The organism is Propionispira raffinosivorans DSM 20765 (assembly GCF_000381065.1).
Lineage (GTDB): Bacteria > Bacillota > Negativicutes > Selenomonadales > Selenomonadaceae > Propionispira > Propionispira raffinosivorans.
In genome coordinates, this window is record NZ_KB905840.1 from 171,791 (window position 1) to 196,430 (window position 24,640).

The 24,640-nt window shown below is 38.3% G+C and carries 21 protein-coding genes; 18 read left to right on the forward strand and 3 right to left on the reverse strand.

The genetic code is table 11. The features are described 5' to 3' along the window. The first annotated feature begins 205 nt into the window (after positions 1-205). The 3 genes from F606_RS0102420 (at position 206) to F606_RS0102430 (ending at position 4,289) form a co-directional block, all read left to right on the forward strand. Positions 206-1,423: an MFS transporter gene (locus tag F606_RS0102420; protein ID WP_019552271.1), complete on the forward strand. Its 1,218-nt coding sequence runs from the start codon at positions 206-208 to the stop codon at positions 1,421-1,423. Positions 1,424-1,771: 348 nt separating this feature from the next. Next, the gene (locus F606_RS20370) at positions 1,772-3,787 is read left to right on the forward strand and encodes a methyl-accepting chemotaxis protein (RefSeq protein ID WP_019552272.1); all 2,016 of its coding nucleotides are present in this window, start codon (positions 1,772-1,774) and stop codon (positions 3,785-3,787) included. A gap of 193 nt (positions 3,788-3,980) precedes the next feature. Beyond that, entirely contained in the window at positions 3,981-4,289 is a 309-nt protein-coding gene (locus tag F606_RS0102430) for a DUF2325 domain-containing protein (RefSeq protein ID WP_019552273.1), read from the forward strand. A 92-nt stretch (positions 4,290-4,381) separates the two neighbouring features. Here F606_RS0102430 and F606_RS0102435 read toward each other — a convergent pair whose 3' ends face one another. After that, positions 4,382-4,705: a winged helix-turn-helix transcriptional regulator gene (locus F606_RS0102435; RefSeq protein ID WP_019552274.1), complete on the reverse strand. Its 324-nt coding sequence runs from the start codon at positions 4,703-4,705 to the stop codon at positions 4,382-4,384. Between the two features lie 150 nt (positions 4,706-4,855). Between F606_RS0102435 and F606_RS0102440 the strand changes: the two genes are divergently transcribed. The 4 genes from F606_RS0102440 (at position 4,856) to F606_RS0102455 (ending at position 8,548) form a co-directional block, all read left to right on the forward strand. Continuing rightward, positions 4,856-5,251, forward strand: coding sequence for a DoxX family protein (locus tag F606_RS0102440; protein WP_019552275.1), 396 nt, complete (start codon positions 4,856-4,858; stop codon positions 5,249-5,251). 129 nt (positions 5,252-5,380) lie between these two features. After that, on the forward strand, positions 5,381-5,827 hold the full coding sequence (locus tag F606_RS0102445) for a MarR family transcriptional regulator (RefSeq protein ID WP_019552276.1): 447 nt from the start codon (positions 5,381-5,383) through the stop codon (positions 5,825-5,827). A gap of 77 nt (positions 5,828-5,904) precedes the next feature. After that, complete coding sequence (locus tag F606_RS0102450; protein WP_019552277.1) at positions 5,905-6,957, forward strand: HlyD family secretion protein; 1,053 nt, start codon at positions 5,905-5,907, stop codon at positions 6,955-6,957. A gap of 28 nt (positions 6,958-6,985) precedes the next feature. Continuing rightward, entirely contained in the window at positions 6,986-8,548 is a 1,563-nt protein-coding gene (locus F606_RS0102455; RefSeq protein WP_245542073.1) for a DHA2 family efflux MFS transporter permease subunit, read from the forward strand. A gap of 72 nt (positions 8,549-8,620) precedes the next feature. On the opposite strand, the gene F606_RS0102460 is transcribed toward F606_RS0102455, so the two are convergent. After that, a complete protein-coding gene (locus tag F606_RS0102460; protein WP_019552279.1) occupies positions 8,621-9,835 on the reverse strand; it encodes a sigma-54 interaction domain-containing protein in 1,215 nt (404 codons plus the stop codon). Positions 9,836-10,190: 355 nt separating this feature from the next. Here F606_RS0102460 and F606_RS0102465 point away from each other — a divergent pair, with 355 nt between their 5' ends. Beyond that, positions 10,191-10,715, forward strand: coding sequence for an ECF transporter S component (locus F606_RS0102465; RefSeq protein ID WP_019552280.1), 525 nt, complete (start codon positions 10,191-10,193; stop codon positions 10,713-10,715). A 77-nt stretch (positions 10,716-10,792) separates the two neighbouring features. On the opposite strand, the gene F606_RS0102470 is transcribed toward F606_RS0102465, so the two are convergent. Further along, positions 10,793-11,368 carry a helix-turn-helix domain-containing protein gene (locus F606_RS0102470; RefSeq protein WP_019552281.1) on the reverse strand — a complete coding sequence of 192 codons (576 nt, stop codon included), beginning with the start codon at positions 11,366-11,368 and terminating at the stop codon, positions 10,793-10,795. Positions 11,369-11,761: 393 nt separating this feature from the next. On the opposite strand from F606_RS0102470, the gene F606_RS20375 reads away from it, so the two are divergent. The 10 genes from F606_RS20375 (at position 11,762) to F606_RS0102520 (ending at position 24,332) form a co-directional block, all read left to right on the forward strand. After that, on the forward strand, positions 11,762-12,916 hold the full coding sequence (locus F606_RS20375; protein ID WP_019552282.1) for a Ppx/GppA phosphatase family protein: 1,155 nt from the start codon (positions 11,762-11,764) through the stop codon (positions 12,914-12,916). Further along, entirely contained in the window at positions 12,894-14,978 is a 2,085-nt protein-coding gene (gene ppk1 / locus F606_RS0102480; protein ID WP_019552283.1) for a polyphosphate kinase 1, read from the forward strand. The genes F606_RS20375 and ppk1 overlap by 23 nt, the downstream gene beginning before the upstream one ends. A 95-nt stretch (positions 14,979-15,073) precedes the next feature. Next, positions 15,074-15,937, forward strand: coding sequence for an EcsC family protein (locus F606_RS0102485; protein ID WP_245542074.1), 864 nt, complete (start codon positions 15,074-15,076; stop codon positions 15,935-15,937). 243 nt (positions 15,938-16,180) lie between these two features. Then, a complete protein-coding gene (locus F606_RS0102490) occupies positions 16,181-16,486 on the forward strand; it encodes a PTS sugar transporter subunit IIB (RefSeq protein ID WP_019552285.1) in 306 nt (101 codons plus the stop codon). A 103-nt stretch (positions 16,487-16,589) separates the two neighbouring features. Continuing rightward, positions 16,590-17,864 (forward strand): PTS transporter subunit IIC, encoded by a 1,275-nt coding sequence (locus tag F606_RS0102495; RefSeq protein WP_019552286.1) that lies wholly within the window; start codon positions 16,590-16,592, stop codon positions 17,862-17,864. A 37-nt stretch (positions 17,865-17,901) separates the two neighbouring features. Beyond that, positions 17,902-18,372: a PTS sugar transporter subunit IIA gene (locus tag F606_RS0102500; RefSeq protein WP_019552287.1), complete on the forward strand. Its 471-nt coding sequence runs from the start codon at positions 17,902-17,904 to the stop codon at positions 18,370-18,372. Positions 18,373-18,413: 41 nt separating this feature from the next. Further along, positions 18,414-19,508 carry an NAD(P)-dependent oxidoreductase gene (locus F606_RS0102505; RefSeq protein ID WP_019552288.1) on the forward strand — a complete coding sequence of 365 codons (1,095 nt, stop codon included), beginning with the start codon at positions 18,414-18,416 and terminating at the stop codon, positions 19,506-19,508. A 49-nt stretch (positions 19,509-19,557) separates the two neighbouring features. After that, on the forward strand, positions 19,558-20,379 hold the full coding sequence (locus F606_RS0102510) for a class II fructose-bisphosphate aldolase (protein WP_245542075.1): 822 nt from the start codon (positions 19,558-19,560) through the stop codon (positions 20,377-20,379). Positions 20,380-20,491: 112 nt separating this feature from the next. Then, on the forward strand, positions 20,492-23,380 hold the full coding sequence (locus F606_RS0102515; protein ID WP_019552290.1) for a sigma 54-interacting transcriptional regulator: 2,889 nt from the start codon (positions 20,492-20,494) through the stop codon (positions 23,378-23,380). A 283-nt stretch (positions 23,381-23,663) separates the two neighbouring features. Beyond that, positions 23,664-24,332 carry a 4Fe-4S double cluster binding domain-containing protein gene (locus F606_RS0102520; protein WP_019552291.1) on the forward strand — a complete coding sequence of 223 codons (669 nt, stop codon included), beginning with the start codon at positions 23,664-23,666 and terminating at the stop codon, positions 24,330-24,332. The last annotated feature ends 308 nt before the right edge of the window (positions 24,333-24,640 follow it).

The window sequence follows — 24,640 nt, forward strand, 5'->3', positions numbered from 1 at the left end:
TGTATTGATACAATTTGAATAATATTTTTTTAACGATCTGATTACAGGCTATGATGAAATAGGTGAAACTTTGCAATAATTTACGCAATGATAAAGAATGATCATAACCGATGGACATCAATTTTATACAGATAATGCATTTGAAATATTAATAATTAGCTGATAGTATAGTAAATATAAATTATGGATTGAAGATGATAAGTAAATGAGTCAATATATTGTAACAAATAGTCGGCAATACTGGAAAACGAATATTGCTTTATTTTTAGGCAGTTTTGTTACATTTGCTTTATTGTATTGTGTACAGCCGTTGATACCTATTTTTTCGCAGGAATTTATGATTTCACCAGGACAGGCGAGTCTGACGGTTTCTGTTGCAACCGCAGGACTTGCCATTTCAATGCTGTTTATGTCATGGCTATCCGATAAAAAAGGCAGAAAATTCATTATGACAATTGCGTTAGCCGGATCGAGTTTTTGTACTTTTTTATCAGTACTGATGCCGAACTTTTATTTTTTATTGCTGATGCGATTACTGGCAGGTATCATGCTAGCTGGTTTTCCAGCCATTGCGATGGCTTATATTAACGAAGAATTTGAGCCTGGTCATGTGGGCTTGGTTATGGGAATCTATGTGAGCGGAAATTCAGTGGGGGGATTGCTAGGCAGATTGCTTACAAGCGTCCTTACTGATCTTTTTTATTGGCAGGTTGCAATTACATTTTTAAGTCTGCTCAGTTTGCTAATTAGTGGCTGGTTTTTTTTGAATTTGCCGGAATCTAAACATTTTACTGTAAGAACACAGTCGTTTCGCCATATGCTTCTTTCCCTTAAAGGTCATTTGAGTAATAAAAGATTAGTTTCGTTATACAGTATTGGTTTTATTATTATGGGATCTTTTGTGGCTTTATATAATTACATCAGCTATCCGCTTATGGCCCCACCCTATAATTTCAGTCAGACGGTTGTTGGTTGTTTGTTTTTTGTTTACTTGATTGGAACATTTAGTTCCACTTTTATGGGGAGTTTGGCAGATCGTTATGGCAATGGGATGATTTTGAGTATTGGTTTGTGCTGCATGCTGCTTGGCGCTTCTTTGACTTTAGCAGTCAGTATTTATACGAAAGCAGTGGGGTTAGCGGTCTTTACGTTCGGCTTTTTCGGCGCTCATTCTGTGGCGAGCAGCTGGGTGGCAAAATCCGTAACAGCAAACCGTTCGCAGGCATCGGCGTTATATTTACTTTTTTATTATATTGGATCTAGTATCTTAGGAGCCACTGGGGGCAGTTTTTTGTTGTGGCGAGGCTGGACTGGTGTTGTGATCTTGATTACAGGTATTTTATCGTTGGGGATTCTCATCAACATTCACTTGTACTGGCAGGAACGAGTGCAAGTTCAGCAGCCTAGTCGCGAAAAAATATAATACACACAATATTAAAGTCGCTGCGGCAAAAATCCTTTGCAGCGGCTTTAATATTGTGTGGTATTTCTATGTGGTAGATTATTACATAACAAAGTATATACTCTAATGGAGGATAAAAGTTTTTTAATATTTCCTATTCATATGCAGGAAATATTCTTATTTTGTAGAAAAATAAATAATATATAATAGGAATTTTGTCTTATAGTACCAAACTTATTTTCGTAAATTCGTTTTTATTGGTAAATATTAGACTGAATTTTTGGAATATACAGTATAATCTTGTGGAAATCAAAAAAAGGAGGCTTGTTTTGCAGCGATAAGGCAAGGGAGTTACGGGGGGCGTATTTTATGTTAAAAAATTTTCGTAAGACAAAAAGTGTGGAAAAAAGTTTAGTTACAGTTATCTTACTGATTGCTTTTGTGCCAGGAATTTTGGTTGGCATCGGATCTTATTTTAAGGCCGCGGAAGCTTTAGAAGCAGAAAATGCTACAGCAAAACAATATCAGGTTGGTCAGGCCGCAGATAAGCTGGACCAATATCTTACAGATGGTGTGGCTGTGATTGCTTCGGCAGCTAAAAATCCTGTCTTTCAAGCGGGAAAAAATCCTCAAGATCGAATTGAAGTCTTAAAGTCGATTTATGAAGGTACGGGCATGTTTGAATTGGTACTGTGGGCTGATGCAAAAGGTTTTATTGATGGGCAGACTTTTCCTTATACAGATTTTGGCGGCAAAAAAGATTTTACGGATCGACAGTGGTGGCGCGACGTTTCAGCACAACAAAAACCATTGATTTCGGATACATATGTTTCTGCTTTTACTAATCAGGCAACCGCACCAATTGTTGCTCCGGTCATGGATAAAAATGGAACAACAGTTGGTTATGTGCTCGGAAATTTGAAACTGGAAAATGTTACGACATTGGCGCAACAGCTCAATGATGGTAATACAGGCAAAGGTATTATTCTTGATAAAAATTTTTTTTATCTAACGGATAGTCGTGATGAAGCGAAAGGGAAAAAACATGATCCGTTTGATAATGAAGCCATTTTGCCAATTATTAAAGCAGGCGAAAAGAAAGTTTTTGACAGCAAAGACGGAAATGAGAATCTTTATATATCGTATACGCCTGTAGGAAATACAGGGTGGTCTATTTTATCAGAGCAAAAGAAAGAAGAAGCACTGGGAGCAATTGGTAAACTACGGACGACGGTTATTTATTCTACGGGGCTTACTGCTTTGGTTTTAGGGGCAGTATTTGGCTTTATCGGTTTAGTGATGATTCGGCGGCGCTTGATTACGCCGATTAAAGATTTGGCCGCAGAAGCTGAGCGTGTGGCGCAAGGCGATTTGAGTCATGAAATTACCATGAATACAGATGATGAAGTGGGGCAATTGGCGAATTCTTTTCGGGCGATGGTCGGAAACCTTAAAGGATTAATCCATCAGATTGAAGATAATGCCAAAGCGGTTTCTGCCGCGGCGGAAGAGCTCAATGCAAATGCGGAATATTCAGCCCAGGCAGCCAGTCAGGTTTCGGCGGCATCGCTTGAGGTTGCGAATGAAAGTGAAAAGGAAGTCACTTCTGTAAAAAGAACCACGGCAGCAGTTGAACAGATTTCAACAAATATTCAACAAGTAGCCAATAATTCACAAAAAGTAACAGAAATGTCGAATGAGACAACATTGGCTGCGCAAAATGGCAGTAAGGCAATTGATACGGCCATTACCCAAATGAAGAATATTGAAAATACGGTGTATGAATCGGCAAAGGTTGTCACAAATTTGGGAGATCGTTCTAAAGAAGTAGGGCAAATTATTGATACAATCAGCGGAATTGCCAGTCAAACCAATCTATTGGCATTAAATGCAGCGATTGAAGCAGCCCGTGCTGGCGAACAGGGACGTGGTTTTGCTGTTGTAGCTGAAGAAGTAAGAAAACTAGCTGAACAATCACAACAGGCTTCCAAGCAGATTGAAATATTGATTAGTGAGATACAAAACGAAACAGCACAGGCTGTAAGCGCAATGAATACAGGTACGAAAGAAGTCAACCTTGGGACAGAAGTTGTGACAACGGCTGGTAAAACATTTAAAGAAATTGAGCAGCTGATTCAGCAGGTTACCTTACAAGTGAAAGAAACGTCCAATTCGATTCAACAAATGGCGACGGGAAGTCAACAAATTGTTGGATTGATGCGTGAAATTGATACATTTAGCCGCAATACTTCCGAACATAGTCAAACGGTTACCTCCGCGATGGAAGAACAGTCGGCGGCTATTGCAGAAATTTCCACATCAAGCCAAGGTCTAGCTACATTGGCACAAAAACTAGAAGAAACTTTGACTAAATTTCATATATAAAGACGATCTTTATGAATTTTGCAGACTGATTTTTCTGCAAAACCATGTTGACAAGGTGATATACTATGTAATATAATAAGTCTAATAGTTGATCAGTATAACTGAAGACTAAGAGTGTTCTTAAAGGATGCTCTTAGTCTGTTTTTTGTTTTCATAAAGCAGGGAGCTTATATAAGAATGGGAGGGATAAGCAATGCTAAATATTATGGTAATTGGTGCCGACCATTTAGGCAATATTGAAAAAAACTTAGCGACTTATGGTGCGGCAAAAATCAGCCATGTCAGTGGCCGGGCGACCTTGGATCAAAAAATTGCCATTCCCCAGACGGCGGGATTAGTTGTTATTCTTACGGACTGTGTGAACCATGGCACAGCAAGACGTGCCAAAGCTGTAGCTAAAGCACAAGGCATACCGGCTATTTTCAGCAAACGTTCTTGGTGTTGGTTGGAAAAAAAACTTCTTGAGTCAGGATTTGAAAGACAAAAATCAGAATTTTTGTGAGGTGTATTTCTATTTTATATAGCATGAAGAAATTCCTATTCGGCTGACATGAAGTTTCCGTCCAGCGAATAGGAATTTTTTTTACGTAAATATTAAGGCGGATCTAAAGTGATCCACGTTTCGGCCCACGTTTGTATTTCATCTAGTGCTGGTTGCAGCGCTTTTCCTTTTTCCGTGAGGCAATACTCAATTCTTACAGGTGTTTCAGGATAAACATTGCGGACAATAATGCCTAAACGTTCTAATTCTTTAAACCGATCCGCCAAAACTTTGGCACTCATATGTGGAATGATTTCTGATAAAGCAGAGAAACGTTTTGGACCATCTAAGAGCGAGCGGATGATGAGTCCTGTCCATTTTTTGCCTAATAATTCAAAAGCAATTTCATAACGAGGACATAATGAAAATTTAATCATAATATATTCAACTCCTAATTTTATTTTACCATACTTACTTGACAAAAGTAAGTATAGTATTGTATTATATGTTACATAAAGTAACTAGATTATAAAAAGTAATTTAAAGGTAAATTTAAATTTTACAAATAAAAAAGAGAGGTGTTTCTTATGACAAATAAATATAATGAATGGAGTATGCTGCTCTTGCGCTTGATTTTAGGAATTACATTTTTTGCCCATGGTTTACAAAAAATTTCTGGCTTTGATGGGATTGCCCAATTTTTTGGATCGCTTGGTTTACCGCCATTTTTACCTTACGTTGTAACCGCGATTGAAACCGGTGGTGGGTTGTTCTTACTTTTGGGGCTTTTGACGAGATTAGCAGCGGCTGGTATTAGTGCCGTGATGCTTGGTGCCATATTTACCGTGAAACTGGATAAAGGTTTTATTGGTGGCTATGAATCAGAAGTTATGTTATTGGCGGTTGCCATTGCCTTGATTATTTCGGGTAGTCATCTTTTCGCTTTAGACAATATAAGGCAGAAAAAGTCTTTCGTCAAATAAAATTTGATTACATTAAGCATCTTCAAAATGTGAAAACATAGAGGAGATGCTTTTTCGTTGACTTTATAGTTTACCAGGTATATAATAAAAATCTCAAATGCATAAAGTAATAAAAAGGAGCTTCATGGGATGCGCCAAAGTGAACAGATTTTTAACATATTACATAGCATTATTCATAAAGCATCAATTTTAATGGCACAGCCGCGACCATTTGGCACGGATGATTTGTTGTATTCTTCGGAGATTCATATGATTGATGTCATTGGCAGGCAGCCAGGTATTTGTGTCACCGAAATTGCTAATAAACTGGATATTACAAAAGGTGCAGTGCCGAAGATTATTCGTAAGCTTCTACACAAAGATATGATTTATCGTTATCAGGCACTGGAAAATAAAAAAATGGTTTTATTTAACCTAACGGATAAAGGTGAAATTGCTTTTCAAGCACATGCAGCATTTCATGAAGAGTTGGATCAAAATATTATTCAAAAATTTGACGTGATGCCCGAAAAAGAGTGTCAACAATTTAAAGACATCATGCACGACATAGAAAGTTACATTGATAAAATGAAATAAATTTGAGCATCCGTAATGTTTACCTGGTAAACATTACGGATGCTCTTACAACATGCAGGTGTAAGAAAGGACAAGATATGAAAAAAAATATAAAATTAATGGGTATTATTCTTATTGGGTTTTTAGTTTTGGGTGGAGGAGTATTTTATTTTTACCAGCACCATCAAGAAATTTCAACGGACGATGCTGCTATTGATGGTAGAACGGTGCTCTTGAGTCCAAAAGTTCAAGGTTATATCAAGTCCATCGCTGTGCAGGATAATCAAGTAGTCAAAGCCGGTGATTTATTAATGGAAATTGACCCAACAGATTATGAAATAAAAGTGAAACGGGCACAAGCGACATTGGCAGCGGCAAAATATGCTGCTACCAATGCACAAAATAATTCTGCGAAAACAGCAGTTACGGAACCAGCGGCTATTGATGCGGCAAATTCTCAAGTAGTTTCTGCTCAGGCTGATTGGGAAAAAGCATTGGCAGATCGTCAACGAATGGAAACACTGCTGGCAGTAGGCGCTTGTTCGCAACAGCAATTTGATCAAGCAGCAGCCACCGAAAAGTCTCTGCACGGGGTCTTGGATCATATGCGAGCAACGCTGACCTCAGCAAATTCGGCACCAAGTGCTATTGCGGCATCGCAAAATACAGTGGAACAGTTGCAATCCCAAGTGCAGCAGGCTCAAACGGATTTAGAACAGGCTGAACATGATCTTGCTAATACAAAGATCTTTGCACCAATGGATGGAAGAATCGCCAAACGAAGTGTTGAGGTAGGTAGCTATGTAGAGGCTGGTACACAGTTGGGATCTCTTGTTGGCAGTGAACTTTGGGTAACTGCGAATTTTAAAGAAAATCAACTGGCAGATATGCGTCCGGGCGATACAGTTGATATTGAAGTTGATGCTTTTCCAAATATAAAATTGCATGGACGCTTGGAGAGTTTTCAAGCGGGTACGGGGGCACATTTTTCGCTTTTTCCTGCTGAAAATGCAACGGGGAATTTTGTTAAAACCGTCCAACGTGTGCCCGTGAAAATTACATTCGACCAACTTTCAGAAGATATCATGACATTACTGGGACCGGGCATGTCCGTTGTTCCAGTTGTCCATACAGGAACCAATCATGTATGAGGCAGTTGCTTCCAAAAGCAGAAGTCCAATGCTAATTGCTGGTGCAGTTAGTTTGGCTGCTTTTATGGAAGTATTAGATACAACGATTGCCAACGTCGCACTGTCACATATATCGGGATCTTTGGGGGCAACATCGGAGGAAAGTACTTGGGTTTTGACTTCTTATCTTGTGGCGAATGGGATTATTTTACCCTTATCAGGTTGGTTATCGAGTGTTTTTGGTCGGAAAAATTTCTTTTTGTTATGTATATTAGGCTTTAGCATCACTTCGTTTTTGTGTGGTATTGCGACGTCTCTGCCCATGCTCATTGTGTTTCGGATGTTGCAAGGTTTGGCTGGGGGCGGGCTGCAGCCGAGTCAACAGGCAATTATCAAAGACAGTTTTCCACCGGAAAAATTGGGAATGGCTTTTGCTATCACTGGTATTACGACGGTATTGGCACCGATTTTAGGACCTGTTACAGGCGGCTATATCACTGATAATTTTAGTTGGCGCTGGATATTTTTTATCAATATTCCAGTTGGCATGCTGGCTTTGTTTTTAGTGAAGGCACTGGTTCAAGATCCGCCAAGTGCTAAAAAGCAGAAAGTAGAATCTGTGGATTATATAGGTCTAGGTCTCATTGCACTCGGGCTTGGAACACTGCAGGTTGTATTGGATAAAGGGCAGCAAGAGGATTGGTTTTCGAGTGATTTTATTCTAATTTTTGCAGTCATTTCTATTGTGAGTTTAATCGCAGCGGTGATTTGGATTTTACGGCAAAAACATCCGATTATTGAATTGAAATTATTTAAAATTCCCAGCTTTACCATGCCGTGTATCATGATATTTTTTGTTGGATTTGCTCTTTATTCGAGTGCTATGCTTTTGCCAATGGAGGTTCAGGCTAACTTTGGCTATGATGCAACTTTATCAGGGCTTGTACTTTCGCCTAGTGGGCTGGCTACTTTATTGATGATGCCGGTTGTCGGCCGCCTGGTCAATCGCATTCAGGGAAAATACCTCATTTCCTTTGGTATGCTGTTGACGGCTGGAGGCATGTGGGCTACGGGAATGGTAACCCCGCAAACGGATTATAATACTTTTATGTGGGTACGTATTTTGCAGATTGTTGGGCTCCCCTTTTTATTTGTACCAGCCAGTACGATGGCTTTTTCAAAAATTACGGAGGAGCACAGCAGCAATGCCTCAGCGATTATTGCTCTTATGAGAAATCTTGGTGGCAGTGTCGGGATTGCCATTGTAACCAATAAACTGATTCAAAGTCAGCAAATTGAACAATCTTATCTGGTGGATCATTTGAATTCGGCAAGTACGGTTTTCCAATCTACACTAGCGGCTTATACGCATCAGTTTATGCAAATGGGAGTGCCTTCTATGATGACTTTTGATGCTGCACAACATGCTGCATTGGCAAAGATCTATCAGCAGGTTGCCTTACAGGCAAGTTTACTTGCCTATCGCGATGCCTATAACTTTATGGCTGCTATTTTATTGGTTTTAGCAGTAGTAGCTTTGTTTATGCCACGGGATAGTTATCACAAAGTAGAATATAAAAGGCCAGAGACTTGTGAATCTGAGAAAATGTAGTTTTGTTATGCATAGTGAAAAGCCCATCTGTGAAAATTATTCATAGATGGGCTTTTTTGTAATTATTAACTTTTAGGCTTGCGAGCTAGCGAAATCAAGACCGTATTTATGGAGTTTTTGGAGGACTCCCGTATGTGATATTCCTAGAGCACGGGCCAGCTTGCGGGATGTATGATAATGGCAGAGTGCCTGGCAGAGGATTTTTTTCTCGGTTTCGTCGAGTATTTCCCGCAATGTTTTTTTGCCTTCGGTACATTCGGTTGGCATCGGGGGTGAGGCTTTTTTAGAATCCATTACAATATCTTCTATTTGTATGGAGCGACCTTCGACTAGATTGACAGCTCTTTCAATACGATTTTCCAGTTCACGAATATTGCCGGGCCAGTCATATTGCATTAAAGCAGCCATGGCCTCGTTGGAGATGGTCAATGTATCACGATTTAAGCGTTTGGCATATTGTTGTAAAAAGGCAGGAACTAATAGTGAAATATCTTCACGACGTTCTCTTAGTGGTGGTAAAAAGAGGGGGACAACATTTAAGCGATAATATAAGTCGGCACGAAAACTGCCATCATGCAGCATTTTCTCCAAATTCTGATTTGTTGCAGCGATGATACGGACATCTAAGAGAATTTCTTTTTTACTGCCGATTCGACGGATTTTGTGTTCTTGTAGGACCCTGAGCAATTTTGCCTGTACATGGGGTGAAATTTCACCAATTTCATCTAAAAATAAGGTTCCACCATTACTCAATTCAAAAAGTCCGGCCTTGCCACCACGACTGGCTCCAGTAAAAGCACCATCTTCATAGCCGAACAATTCACTTTCTAGTAAATTTTCGGGGAGGACGGCACAATTTAAGGCCAAAAAACTTTTTGCAGATCGTGGTGATCCAGCATGTAATGCTTTGGCAAATAGTTCTTTGCCTGTACCGGTTTCACCGCGGATCAAAACCGTGGATTCAGTAACTGCACAACGTTTTGCCATAGTGATTGCCTGTTGCATGGTTGTACTGGCGTGTAAGATTTCATCGAAGATAACAGTAGAATTGGTTGTTTTATTTTTAGACGAGGCATCATCCAAGGGAAGGACATCAGTGATGGATGCGATTTGTCGAATGGTCTCAAGGACGAGTAATTCACTTTCAGGGGAAATAGATTTTGTTTCAAGGTGAATTACATTTTTTTCTACCTGCATATACAGGATGTTTAATTGATACTCAAATAATACTCGGGAAATATCAAAAACTAAACCGCAGCGATCGATATTTAAGATTTTAATACGCATAAAACAGCCTCCTTGAAATATATGGGTATGTTTTGTAACAGAAAAAGACCATTGAAAACAATATTCTTGTTTCCAACAGCCTCAATGCTTAACAACTATTCATTTAAATTCATTTTAGATCAAATTTTATTTTTTTGCAATGTGAGTTTTGCTGTTTTTTCATACTTTCTTGTGTAAATATTACAGTATAGAGCGTTGATTTTTCTTAATCGTTCCATTTGAAATGGAAAAGCGATTGCTTAGTGTGGAACTTCCCGTTATAATAAATAGATATCTTACGATTTTATGATAGTAAGTTATAGTTGGTTGAAAATGCTTCATGCCAACTAATAAATATACTTTGGAGGCTTACGTGATGGCGAATAAGCGAAAATTAACGACACGTGATTTAATTATGATCGGAATGTTGGCAGCAGTATGCGTACTGGCTACATCGATTAAGATTCCGCTTCCTACAGGCGGGATGGTACATTTAGGAACAGCAGCAATTTTTATTACGGGAATTTTGTTTGGCGGTGTTTATGCCGGACTGGCAGCAGCCATCGGGTCTGCCTTTTTTGATTTGTTAATGGGATTTTCTCCCTATACAATTTGGTCTTTTTTTATTAAAGGTGCCGCAGGGTTTACCGTGGGGATGATGGCCAGAGGTTTGTGGCCAGAAATGATTTCTGGTGACCGCTGGATTTTTAAGGCTGTACTCGGTATGGTTTTGGCATCTTTTTGTACATTAGGCGGTTATATTCTTGCTTGGTGGGCAGTGCTCGGCAGTGTTACGGTGGCTCTTGGCAACAGCCCTAGTTCAGTTATTACTTCAGGTATTGGGTTAATTGTTGCTATGCTTATCGCACCGAAATTACGACATGTTTTAGATAAGCGTTAAAAATACAAAGAAAAAACCTATCCTGGTCAAGTTGAATGCCTAGGATAGGTTTTTTCTTTGTATTTTATGGAGTTTGTTTATTTGGTGCGAAAACCTTGTCCCCCGCTAGCTAGTTGATAATAATTTTGAAATTTCACGACACTATCCGTTACATTACGATAAGAATGAGGTTGATCACTTTGGAAACGGATGGCATCCCCTGGATTTAGCTCATAAATTTGATCACTCAGTGTTATTTCCAAAATTCCGGCAATGACAAATATATATTCTTCAGAATTCACATCATGAGGATCGGAACTATGCTGGCAGTGTGGTGCTAGTGTGACGAAAAATATTTCAATATGTTTGTCCTGGTTAAAAGAAAATTGGGGGAATATCGTCATGCCATCCGCATCAATAACAGATTCGATTTCGCAAAGGCGAATGACTTCGACTGCTGACTTATTGATGGCGATGAGTCGGTTAAACGGGATTTGCAGACCGGAGGCTATTTTCCATAAGGTATTGACGGTAGGGTTGGATTCCGATCGTTCAATTTGTCCAAGCAGCGCTTTACTAACGCCAGAAACTTCTGATAATTTATCTAGACTTAATTTCCGTTGGTGGCGAATTTCAGCAAGATTATTAGCAATGATTGCAGTTAAATCATTCATAAAATCACTCCTTTGTATAAAATCTTTTCAAATATATTGTACAAAACATTTGTGTATTATATAGCAATTGTATAGCACTTATGTATAATATATCATATACAGTAAGTAATGCAATATTAAATAATATTGCATTACTTACTGTATATTCAGACTCGCTAATAGACTGCTCATTGCGGCATGATAATGTTTCTGGTGGCGTTGGTTAGATTTACATCTTTTAGTTTCTAGTAAAATAAAAGAATTAACAGAAAATTAACGACAATTTAACATAACTTCATCAAAAATATACTACAATACAGTGCAGGAGTTTCCGTGTAAATAAGCGAAGGTTTATTACATTTAAGGGACATGCAGTTTAGTTGTAGAAAATATGAATAGATGGAGTGGTTCGTTATGGTTCATGCAATTATCGATATTGGTTCAAATTCTATCCGTTTAGCCATATATAAAATGGATGAAGACCAATTAACAATCTTATTGAATAAAAAATATACAGCTGGTCTGGCCGCTTATGTTAAAAATGAAGAAATGACACAAGTTGGTATTGATAAAACTTGTCAGGTCTTAGATGAATTCAAAGTTTTATTAGATGCCTTCCATATTACCAGTGTATCAGCTTTTGCAACGGCTGCGTTGCGCAATATTTCGAATAGTGCTGCAGCTATTGAGCAAATCACGAAAAAAACAGGTGTAGTCGTTACAGTTCTTTCGGGGACGGAAGAGGCTACACTTGATTTTATTGGAGCAACGCATGCAACACAGGCTAAAACTGGTTTACTGCTTGATATCGGCGGTGCGAGCACAGAACTGGTTTTGTATGAAGATGGTTTGATCGTCAATGCAGTGAGTCTGCCAATTGGTTCATTAAATGCATACGGGCAATATGTTCATTATTTATTACCAAATAAAAGTGAAAGAAAAGCGATAAAAGAAGCTGTTTTGACGGAATTGTCAAAAATTACAGATATGGATTCCAGCAAACAAGCCTTTGTTTGTGGCGTGGGCGGATCGATTCGTGCCGCGGGGAAAATTAATAATTATCTATTTAATTTACCACCAGATACAGATGAAATTAAAGCACCAAATGTAAAAAAGATGATTAAGCTATTAGAAAATGATGAAGAAGATGATCTGATTTCGAGTGAAACCTTAAACATTTTATTAAAAACAGTTCCAGATCGTATTGAAACGATTTTGCCGGGCATGATTATATTACATACGTTGATAAAATATTTTAAAAGCGAAACGATTGTGGTTAGTAAATCGGGCGTGCGCGAAGGGTATTTATATCAAAATATAATTCCGCAAAAGAAAAAGTCCACCAAATCGATTCAAACCAGTAAAGCAAAAAGTCAAACCACTGTCGAACCAACAAGTCAACCAGTTGCTGTGGCAAAAGTTCGTAAAGCCCCTAAAACCCCAAGAACTCCTAAAATGCCTCGAGTGCCAAAAATAGCAAAAAAAGTGGTAGATAAAACGAATCAGGGGAAAATAGAACCGGAAAAAAGTGTTGTAGAGGTACAAGATGGGCAATCAACAGAATCCTGATATCAGTTATACACAAAACCGTGAGTTATCCTGGCTGAATTTTAATGAACGTGTTTTAGATGAGGCTGCCGATGAACAGGTACCCCTATATGAACGGTTGAAGTTTGTGGCGATTTTTACGAATAATCTTGATGAGTTTTTTATGATTCGGGTGGGCAGCTTATTTGATTTAACTTTACTCAAAAAGGAAAATCGTGATAATAAGAGTTTGCTTACAGCCAAGGAACAATTAGATAAAATCTTTGCGGCAGCAGAAAAGCTGTATACGAAACGAGATATTGTTTTTGCCGCGATTGAAGAACAACTGTGCACAGCCAATATTGAAAGACTAAAAATGAATCAATTGACAACGGATGAACAATCTGAGATGGAAAAATATTTTGAAAATTATATTGCTCCCTTATTGTCACCGCAAATTATTGATTTTCAACATCCATTTCCGCATTTAAGCAATCAGCTGTTGCATATTGCTGTACTTTTAAAGCATAATCGGAAGGTGACATTAGGAATTATTCCCGTGCCGGTTTCACTGCCGAAATTGATTTTTTTGCCAGGTGAAAAAACCCGCTACATATTAGTGTCAGAAATTATGCTGGCTTTTGTAGCGAAGATATTTGATATGTATTCTGTTATTGATAAGTCGGTTATTTGTGTGACACGCAATGCTGATATCAGTCCTGATGATGAAGCAAGTGAAGTAGGCGAGGATTATCTGCATCATGTCAAAAAAACGCTGAAAAAACGTCTGCGGCTTGAACCTGTCCGTTTAGAAATGGAAACGATGGGAGATTCCCTGATGATTACGTATCTTTGTAACAGGCTTCATATTGATCCAACCCAAATCTATAAGACCAAGACGCCGATTAGCTTATCCTATGTGTTTTCTTTAGGGGATAAATTCACCTATCAGCAGCAACAGGATTTGCAGTATAAAAAATTCAAGCCAAGTCCTTTTTGTGAGGTTGATGTTAATACTCGTATGTTAGATTATGTCTTGCATAAAGATGTTTTACTTACATTTCCATATCAAAATTTTGATTTGTTTTTGCGTTTGATTAAAGAAGCAGCCTATGATGAAAAAGTCGTTTCCATCAAAATCACGATTTATCGAATGGGTAATCATAAGGCGAAATTGATGAACTATTTGATTATTGCGGCTGAAATGGGCAAAGAGGTTACCGTCGTGATGGAAGTTCGAGCTAGGTTTGATGAGCAGAACAACATGAATTGGGCTGAAAATCTGAGCGAAGCAGGCTGTAATATCCTTTATGGATTTAAGGGATATAAGATTCATTCTAAAATTTGTCTAATTACACGTTATGAGGCAGAAAAAGTACAATATATTACCCAGATCGGTACGGGAAACTATAATGCACAAACCGCTGCGATCTATACGGATCTTGCCCTGATTACGGCCAATCAGGAAATTGGCAAAGACGCGGTAACTTTTTTTAAAAACATGTGTATTGCTAATTTGAATGGTAATTATGATACCTTGCTCGTAGCACCGGTGAATTTGAAACAGCAGATTGTCGAATTGATCGGACAGGAAATGCACAAAGCACAATTGGGTAAAAAAAGTGGCATTTTGCTTAAAATGAATTCCCTGACAGATCGTGATCTCATTGAGCAATTAGTTTTGGCGGCACAAGCTGGCGTGAAAATTAAATTGATTGTAAGAGGAATTTGCTGCTTGCTGCCGAATGTCTTAGGTAAGACGGAAAATATTACAGTGATTAGTATTGTTGGACGTTTTTTAGAACATTCTAGGATTTTTTGTTTTGGCGTTGGGGTAAATATGCGAATGTATATATCCTCAGCAGATTTAATGACCCGCAATACGGAACATCGCGTTGAAATTGCTTGCCCAATTTTTGACAAGCAGGTGAAACAAAAAATTTATGCAACGCTTAAAATTATGTTAATGGACAATGTAAAAGGGCGACAGCTGCAAAATGATGGAACTTATAGAAAACGAATGGGACATGCAAAACGAATCGACAGCCAGCAATATTTTATTGATTCGTTCAGTGCATTGCTTGTCGCTGCAAACAAACTGTAAAATTAGGACTCATTATTTTTACCTGTATCACGAGGAAAAGCCTGTCCTGTTATCATTAATGTATACAGGATAGGCTTTTCTACTATTTCTTATGCTTGGTAAATTTTGAGAATGGATGGGGTGCTGAAATGGAAGCTGATTTTAATCCACTAAGCTTTTACGAACAAGAACAGCTGTCATTGATCGAACAATGGAAAAAAGAGTCTCCTGGTATGGCAACTCATGTTACGAGCACCGTTTTAAAACCGGTCACTTGGATTGCTGAAAAAATGATTCCGCAAGCTGCCATAAAAGGGGCGTTAGATTTTGCAAACCTTATTGGTAAATTATTAGCGGATGAAAGTGATCTGAAAAGAGATGCAGGTGTCCGCAGTATTTCAGAGCTTAAACAAAAAGATCTTGCCTTGTCTGACCGACTGGCAAATCAGGTTCATAATTGGGGAATTGGCATGGCCGGCGGGGAAGGCGGCCTGACAGGAGCTGCCGGTGCGATTGGAATAGCTGCCGATGTACCAGCTATTATCACGCTGGCGCTTAGAACAATCCATAAAATAGGATTGTGTTATGGGTATGAAGCGAAAACAAAAGGCGATCAGGAGTTTATTTTCGGAATCATGTCAGCTTCGGGATCAAATTCGATTCAAGAAAAGCAGGCTGCTCTCGCAGTGCTGCGGAACATCCAAATTCATGTTATGAATAACACATTCGATCAATTGGTTAAGCAGCAGTTTGGCGGGCAAACGACTCTTCTTACTACGAAAGTTTTAGCAAATCAATTAGGAATCAATTTGACAAAGCGGAAAGCCTTGCAGGTTATTCCGGCATTAGGGGCTTTAGTGGGTGCTTCTGTCAATGGCTGGTATATCAAAGAAGTTGGCTGGGCTGCCAGACGATCTTATCAAGAAAAATGGCTGATTGATAATCATAAGATTCATGAGGTTCAAGATGGAGTGCATTAAAACGTACAATTACAGGGAGAAGGCATGCCGCTTTATGGGCATGCCTTTTTTGGATTCAGGAGCTATTTTGTAAGAAATGGATACTCCAGTGTAAGGTGAATATTCGATCATTTGAACCTACAAAAAGATTGTTGGTAAAAATTCCAGCAATAGCAGGGGTGAAAAAGATCTTTTTGTAATTGGCATAGGACTTGCATATATTTAAGAGCGTAGACCAAGTTTTATAAAATGGGGGTGAGAAAGATGCAAGAAAAAGTTACGATTTTATGTTGCTGTGGTGCGGGGATTTGTACTTCGAATTATTTAAAAGAAGAAATCGAAGATCGAATTAAAGCAGAGGGACTCAAACAGGTGAAAGTGAATCTTTGCCGAGTAAGTGATTTGGAAGAAGCCATTAATGATGCAGATCTGCTTGTGACAACGGTAGAAATCAAATCAAGCTATGACATTCCGATGATCAGAGCCTTAGGGATTATGCTCGACGATAAAGCAGCAAAAAAAGCCCTGGATGAAATTGTTGATACGGTAAATAAGATAAAACAGGCATAAGGAGTCCGGGGGTGTTGATTTAATAAAAATAGTAGCAATGGTTTTAAATAGTACCCCCAGAATATAAGAGATTTTACTATATTTTGAGGAGGCGAATTCACAAATGGATTTTATTACTTCAATTACAGAGGTTTTATCGGCTTTTTTTAAATTTGATTCTACGGTTACAATCATAGGAATTATTTTAATTGTGTCACTATTGGTTCAAGTTACAGTCAAAAAAGCGATTCTTGGCGCATTGAAAGTATCCATTGGTTTAACCGGTTTGTTTATGGTTGTTAATTTAATTCAGGAGGCAATGGTAAAACCAATCACAAATATCGTTCTTGTTTATGGCTTGGACAAAAACATAATTGATATAGGCTGGGGCTCTGTTGGTTATGCTTTTGGTAATACTTATGGATACTTTGGTGTATTTGTCTTTTTGATTGTCAATGTATTGCTGGTGTCAATCCGGTTTACGCAGACCATCTACGTCGATGTTTTTAACACCTGGCGGGCGATGCTGTTGGCTGGATTCGTCGGTGTTGTTTCGGGGAGTTTCTGGCTGGCTACGTTAGCAGTGGTTGTGTTTTTGATTATCGATGTAAAAGCCGCGGATATTGCGGCGCCTTATATAGAAAAAATCAATAATTTTCCTCCAGGCGGATCTTGGCCGCATGGTACACATTTTTCTTTTCAGGCTTGTATTGCAATTCCATTAGAATGGGTTTTACGCCGTACGCCGATTATTAAAGATATTCATTTCGATGCGGAAACCATTCAGGAAAAATTTGGCGTATTTGGGGAAAGTACCGTCATGGGGGCTACGCTGGGTACACTAGTCGGATTATTCAGCCAAATCGGTCTAATGCCTTCGTTGCTTTTAGGCGTAAAAATGGCCGCAGCCTTTCTCTTACTTCCTCGTATGGCTGCTATTTTGGTAGAAGGCTGGTTTCCAATCATTAAAGCATCCCGCAGTATTTTGGTGAGCAAGTTAAAACGTGATGATGTCCGAATTGCCTTAGATTGTTCAACCGTTATCGGGCATGCCGCCGTCATTCCTACAACTCTTATTATGTATCCGATTGCGTTATTAATTTCTTTACTGCTTCCAGGAAATCAAATGATTGCTTCTGTCAGTTTGATTATTGTTTTATGGGAAAGTGCTGCTGTGAACGCGATTACGGGCGGAAATATCCTTCATAATATTATTATTTTGTGCTTTATTGTCTGCCTGTTTTGCTGGGGCGCGACCTTAATGGCATCACCAATGACGGCCTTGGCAGGGTCAATGGGATATGAAGCCAGCAAAGGAATGATTTCAAACTGGGATGCTGCAGGTACACCCGCACTGGTTTTAGTATATAAACTCTTTTCAGTAGTTTTTGGCTTTTAAATTTTAACAGCATATTGCGTGTAGAAGGAGGATCACGATGGATCAACAAACAACGGAAGTCTATTATCATGCTGTTATTTTGGAAAATATGAAGAGTCGGGAAGATATCATTCGTTCCTTATCGGCATATTTGTTAGAAAAAGGGTATGTAACGGAGCAGTATCAACCAGCTACGCTCGAACGCGAGGAGATCTATCCGACTGGTCTGGCTACCAAACCGATTGGTGTTGCTGTCCCGCATTCGCAGGCTGAAAATGTGAAGCGGCCGGCAATTATCATGGGTATATCCAAAAATCAGGTTGCCTTTCATGAAATGGGCAATGCGGATTCGGAAATTGATGTAGGTGTCGTATTTTTGCTTGCCCTCAAAAAAGAAAATGCCCATTTGAACTACTTGCGTAATATAGTGAATTTTTGCAAAATTGAAGAAAATATTATACGGCTTTATAAGTCAAAATCAGATCAGGATGCCTATAACGTTTTAGTAACGGAAATTTTATGTGAATAGAAATTTTTAATCCGTAGTTTATTATTGAAAGGGGTAAAAAAATGGAAAAAGATAAAAAAATCAAAGTGCTCGTAGTCGGTGATGAATGGGTTCATACAGAGGATTTGGTAACGGTTACGAAAAGAATGCTGCAAGGCTATGATTACGAAATTGATTCTTTTGATGTAATCATGGATAAACCAATGAGCCGTGATCGCAGTGACGATATTGGGGATGACAGCATTACCGAATATTGTGGGAACCCGCAGGATTTGATTGATCGCATCGCCGATGTCAACCTACTTGTAGTGCATACCGCACCGGTTACAAAACAGGTTATTGAAGCCGGTAAAAATTTAATCGCGATTGGCTGCTGCCGCTCGGATGCAGTAAGCGTTAACATCAAAGCCGCTACGAATAAAGGCATTTATTTTTTCAATGCACCAGGACGCTCCGTGGAACCTGTATCCGATTTGACGATGGCTTTTACCCTTATGCTGGGCCGTAATATCTTAAGAGCTGATCGTTACGTGAAATCTGGAAAATGGGATGAAGACATTAATCGTAAAACACCAATATGGGATGAGTTTACAACATTTCGTGGTTTGACCTTCAAGAATAAAAAATTTGGACTGGTTGGCTTTGGCAAAATTGGCAAACGTGTCGCTGAAAAAGCAGCAGCACTTGGTATGAAAGTGGTAGTGTATGATCCGTTTGTTGAAGCGGCACTAATACAAAAATACAGCAAGGCAGAAAAACTAGAGGAAATTTTTATCCAATGTGATTTTGTATCGATTCATGTACCACCACTTGCTGTAAACAAAGGTCTCATCAGCAAGAAATTATTTGAGATGATGAAACCAACGGCATATTTTATAAACATAGCTCGTGGTGAAATTATTGATGAAGAAGCGCTCATCGATGTTTTGCAAAAGAAAAAAATCGCTGGTGCGGCGTTGGATGTATATTACACGGAACCATTGCCGAAAACCAGTCCGCTCACACAGCTGGATAATGTTATTATAACGCCGCATTTGGCAGGTCAAAGAACAGATCTTTCTACGGGATCGGCAGAATTGCTTGAAGAAATGATGGGACCGTTTTTCCAGACCGGTAAAAAAGACCATTGTTTTAATATCGACCAATTGAATAAATAAGAAAAAGAATCAAAACTTTGGGAGGATGGCGCGGAAAATGCTTGTAAATATGAAGGAAATATTATATGATGCAAAGAAAAAAGGTTATGGTGTTCCTGCAGCAAATGCTTGGAATGAATCGACAATTAAAGCCGTTATTGCTGCCGCCGAAGAAAAACATTCCCCCGTTATTTTAGCTCTATATCCGGAAATGGCAGATATTCTCGCCTTTGGTGAGATCGCTGTGCCATTAGCTGTGCGGGCAGCCGTCCCGGTTGTTGTTCATCTGGACCATGGACAGGAATTTGTGGATGCGGTTAAAGCTGTACGAGCAGGCTTTACATCACTTATGGTAGATCGCTCCATGGCATCGTTTGAACAAAATGTGTTTGAAGTGCGGGAAATTGTAAAATTTGCTCATTCGCTGGATATTAGTGTCGAAGCCGAATTGGGTCATGTTGGAAAAGGCACGGAATATGAAGAAACAAAGAATATCGGTCTTACCAATACGGAAGAAGCTAAGAAATTTGTTCAGGCAACGGATGTAGACTGTTTGGCTGTAGCGGTTGGAACTTCGCACGGACAATATGCAGGTACACCCGAGCTGCATTTCGATTTGTTAAAACAGCTTAATGAAATTGTACCTGTGCCGCTTGTTTTGCATGGCTGCTCAGGTACAGGGGATGAAAATTTGCAAAAAGCAATTAAATTAGGAATTCGAAAATTGAATTTATATACCGATTTGGACCAAGCAGGGCTTGCCGCGGCGAAAGCAGCTTTTGCCGAGTCTGCAAAAACGAGTATGTTCTCTAGTCTGGATGATATGCTTTGTGGTTACCGTGAAAAACTCGGCTATTATATGCAGTTGTTTGGCTCAGCCGCTAGGGTTTGACCGTTATAGTATTGTAAATAATGGAGAGGGAATATGCCAAAGTTAAGTGGTGGGCATATTCCTTTTTTACTGCATGCAGATTTACAAAACTTGTCGAAAGGAGGATATACAAATGGTAAAGAACAATAAAGAAGAAATAAAAAAGTTGATTCTAAATGAAAAACCATTTGAGCCTTTATCTGATGAAAAAATTGCCAATACTCTGTCTATTTTGCGCGAAACTGTTACCGAGACCAGAAAATCTTTACGTATCATCAATTCGCGGGAACGGAAAAAGAAAAATATCCAAGACGCAATTTTGAAGATGCAGGAAAAAAATCCGGAAATTACGATTTCACAAATTATCATGAATTTTTCAATGCAAGGAATTGATTTATCGAGAAAATACACAACAAGTATTTTAGCCGATGAAAAAACAAGTGAACTGGTCGTCGAAACAGTTAAAGAATTGACAGTAGAAGATCCCAAGCAGGATTTTTCGAAACTAGTAGGTTTTGATTATAGTTTGGTTAAAAATATTCAACAGGCAAAAGCTGCGATCTTATACCCACCAGCTGGTTTGCCAACTTTGATTGTAGGCGAAAGCGGAACTGGAAAATCACTTTTTGCCGAGTGCATGTATCAATACGCTTTGAATAAAAAAGTGCTTAAAGAGAACGCGCCCTTTGTATCGTTGAACTGCGCTGATTATGCAGATAATCCACAGCTCTTACTTTCTATTTTATATGGTTATAAAAAAGGTGCTTTCACGGGAGCTGATCAAAATACAGAAGGTATGGTAGATGCAGCACAGGGCGGTGTTTTATTTTTGGATGAAATTCATCGCCTTCCCGCAAAGGGACAAGAAATGTTGTTTTCTATTTTGGACAAAGGAAAATTTAGACGGTTAGGGGAAACAAATGTAGAACACGAAGCCTCTGTTTATTTTATTGGTGCCACAACGGAAAATATCGAATCGTCTTTATTGTTAACCTTTCGCAGACGTATTCCCATGATTATTGAACTCCCGAATTTGCGTAACCGATCCATTCAAGAAAAAGCCCAGTTAGTTTATGACTTTTTTCAGGAAGAAGCAAATCGAACTCAATGCAAAATATTAGTAAAAAATAAAATATTGTCGGCCTTTGTTCTCAAAGAATATCAAGGTAATGTTGGGCAGCTGCGGAGTGAAATTCAAGTTACCTGTGCCAATGCCTATGTTGAAAAAATGAATAGTGATAAGACGGAAATTCATATCGATTTTAATGAACTCATTTATAACACCTTGTTTCAGAACAATCAGGGAACGGATAACCAACACAGTCGTTCGATTGTCTTTCAAGATATGCTCTTTGTGCCGCATATAACAGCGGCTAAGGTCAGTCATACTTATCCGATTTTTGAAGACATTTACAAAAAAGTAGAATTGAAATATTATGAACTCAAAAAAATGGGGATTGATCCGGGTGAAATCGAAAAAATCATGTGGACTTTTGTTTTAAATAAATTTGATTTGATTCGATCCGAAGGTCATACCGAAAATCAATTATTATCGCTTGATGAATTGAAATATTTAGTGGGCGAAAATATCAGTCAGACGATCAAAGCCTTTTTTGATGAAATAACACAAGTGCATGCTGCTATCGAAATCAATAAAAAAGTATTAATTTATTTGGCTATTCATCTTAGTGAAGCTGTGAAGCGTATTAAATATGGACAGGAAATAATTAATCCAAACCTTGTGTATATTAAAGAGAATTTTGTTCACGAATATGATTTAGCGAGGCATTTGGTTCGAACGATTGAACAAAAGGAAAATGTGATAATTCCGGATGGGGAAATCGGTTTTATTGCCATGTATATCAAAGAGCTGTTACAGATTACCGATAAAAAAAATAAAGTTGCCATCATTACAGTGTGTCATGGGAAAGTTGCTTCGGAAATGATTGCAGTTGTTAATCAGCTGATGGGGGTAGATTTTCCAATTGCGATTGATATGCCATTTAATACAAATCCTATTGAAATTTTTGAAAAAGTCATCAATATTGCCCAAACGATTAAAAGTGATAGTGGTATCTTGTTTTTTGTCGATATGGGGTCTTTGGTAAACGTTGGCGACATTGTAACCAAACGAACGGGGATTAAGACTAGAACGATTGATCGCGTTGATATGGTTTCGGTTATGGAAGCGGTTCGAAAAATTTATATAGCGGATCAAAATGCTGAAGAAACGTTAGATGATATTTACTATGACATTGTAAGTACAAGATATTCCTATCCGATGTTGTCGGTTAATGAGTCCAATAAACCATCGTTGCTGCTTTGTCTGTGCTTGACGGGTCATGGTGTTGCGGTTAAAATAAAAGAGCTGTTAATAGAATATTATCCTAAATTAAAAATTCTATTATTAGGGATTATGGATGAAGACTTTACACTTCAGATCAATAAAATAAAGCAGCAGTATAATATTATTGCTGCGGTGGGAACCATCAATCCACACATTAATGGCGTGAATTTTATCCCGTTTGAGAGTGGTTTTAGTTCAGATAAAAAACAATTTCTAGATTGTCTGGTCCGGCAGTATCAAAGCAATACATTAAAGTCTTTTTTGAAGGCTGAGTTAATTTTCCTCGACCAGGAATATGCGGATAAAAAATGTCTGCTGGAAACAATCGGCAGTCTCTTGTTTAATCGTGGTTATATAAAAAATGAATTTATCACCTCACTGTTTGCTCGTGAAGAAATGGGCAGTACTATTTTTAAAAATGGTGTAGGCATTCCCCATGGATTGCCAGCTTTTGTTAAAGAAACTGCGATTGTTTTTATTCGGCTGAACAAACCAATTATATGGGATGATTTTGGCCATTTCGTTACGATGATCTGTCTGCCTGCTGTTAAAAAAGATGATGTTGCTACGATCAATGATTTGTTTTTTAGTCTCAAAAACAAAGATGTTGTTCAGCAGCTCAATCAGGCAAAAGATGTCGGGGAGTTTATAGGGAAATTATGTCCGAAACAATAAAATAGGACTAATTAACTATTTAATAAATGTAGTACAAAATAGACAAGTTGTATTTAAACATCTTGTCTATTTTTTTATGCCCGAAATCATTGCTTTAAATGTTAGGAAATATGAGATTCCAAAAGAATTGGAAAAATAAAGGCTTTTACTTTTTTGCAATATGATGTATCATATTATTAAAAGACTAAAGTCCCAACAATTTCCTTGGATGTGGGAATATTGGGTATGGGCTGAAGTCGGAGTAAAGAGAGATATTTGCAAGTTGGAGAGGAAGGATGTATTTATGAGCATTCGCGCTAAAATTAGTGAGATTGTTTCATGCAAGGCGGATGCGGTTTGGTCTGTTGCAGATATAGCTTATTCTGATTATAAAAATGATTTTTCATGTGCAATTGTTATAGCGCAAAGATATAGTTATTTTCTAACGGAAGCGGAATATGACGAAGAAAAATATAATACTATATTACTTGAAACAACCAGAAATCTGAATAAAAAAATCGGCAGTTTAAAAATTTTATTGGACTCATATCAAATAAAAAATTATGTGCCTGCAGCGGTGCAAAATGATGAAAAAAACCTTCGGGTCCCTTTTTCATTTAAAGAAGCGGCTGTCCATGCTGGACTTGGCTGGATTGGGAAAAGTGATGTTTTAGTTACAAAAAAATTTGGACCAAGGGTTCGTCTGGGGGCAATCCTTTTGGATTATCCTTTTTTGACTTGTGCAAAACCCATAAAAAAAAGTTTTTGCGGGGATTGTCAGGTCTGTATAAAAGCTTGTCCAGATCAAGCACTTTATGGAATTGACTGGAACCCTGGTCTAACTCGGGAAGATCTTATCGATTATAAATTATGCAATTTAAAACGCAGTGGATTTTTTATGGAATATGGTCGAAAGAGTGCCTGTGGTCATTGTATTTTAGTTTGTCCATGGGGTCTTTCCACAGCTAAATGAAGAGAGTAAAGGTTTGATAATAAATGTTGGGATAAGCAAAAAAACAAATTACTTATCCCAACATATTTTTTTACCTCAAAATAGAAAATAACGAGGGAAAATATTCTAGCTAAAAATTTATGATATATTTTTTAAAAACACGTGATATGAAGTTTTTAGCATTAAATGGATATATATCATCTATCACACTTGCGTACTAAAATGTCCCTTATATTAGACATGGTTTAGTATTTCTGAAATTTTCAAAATAAATTATAATAAACTTGTAAGTTAGAAAGAGCATATAGTCGGCATATCGTATATGGAGG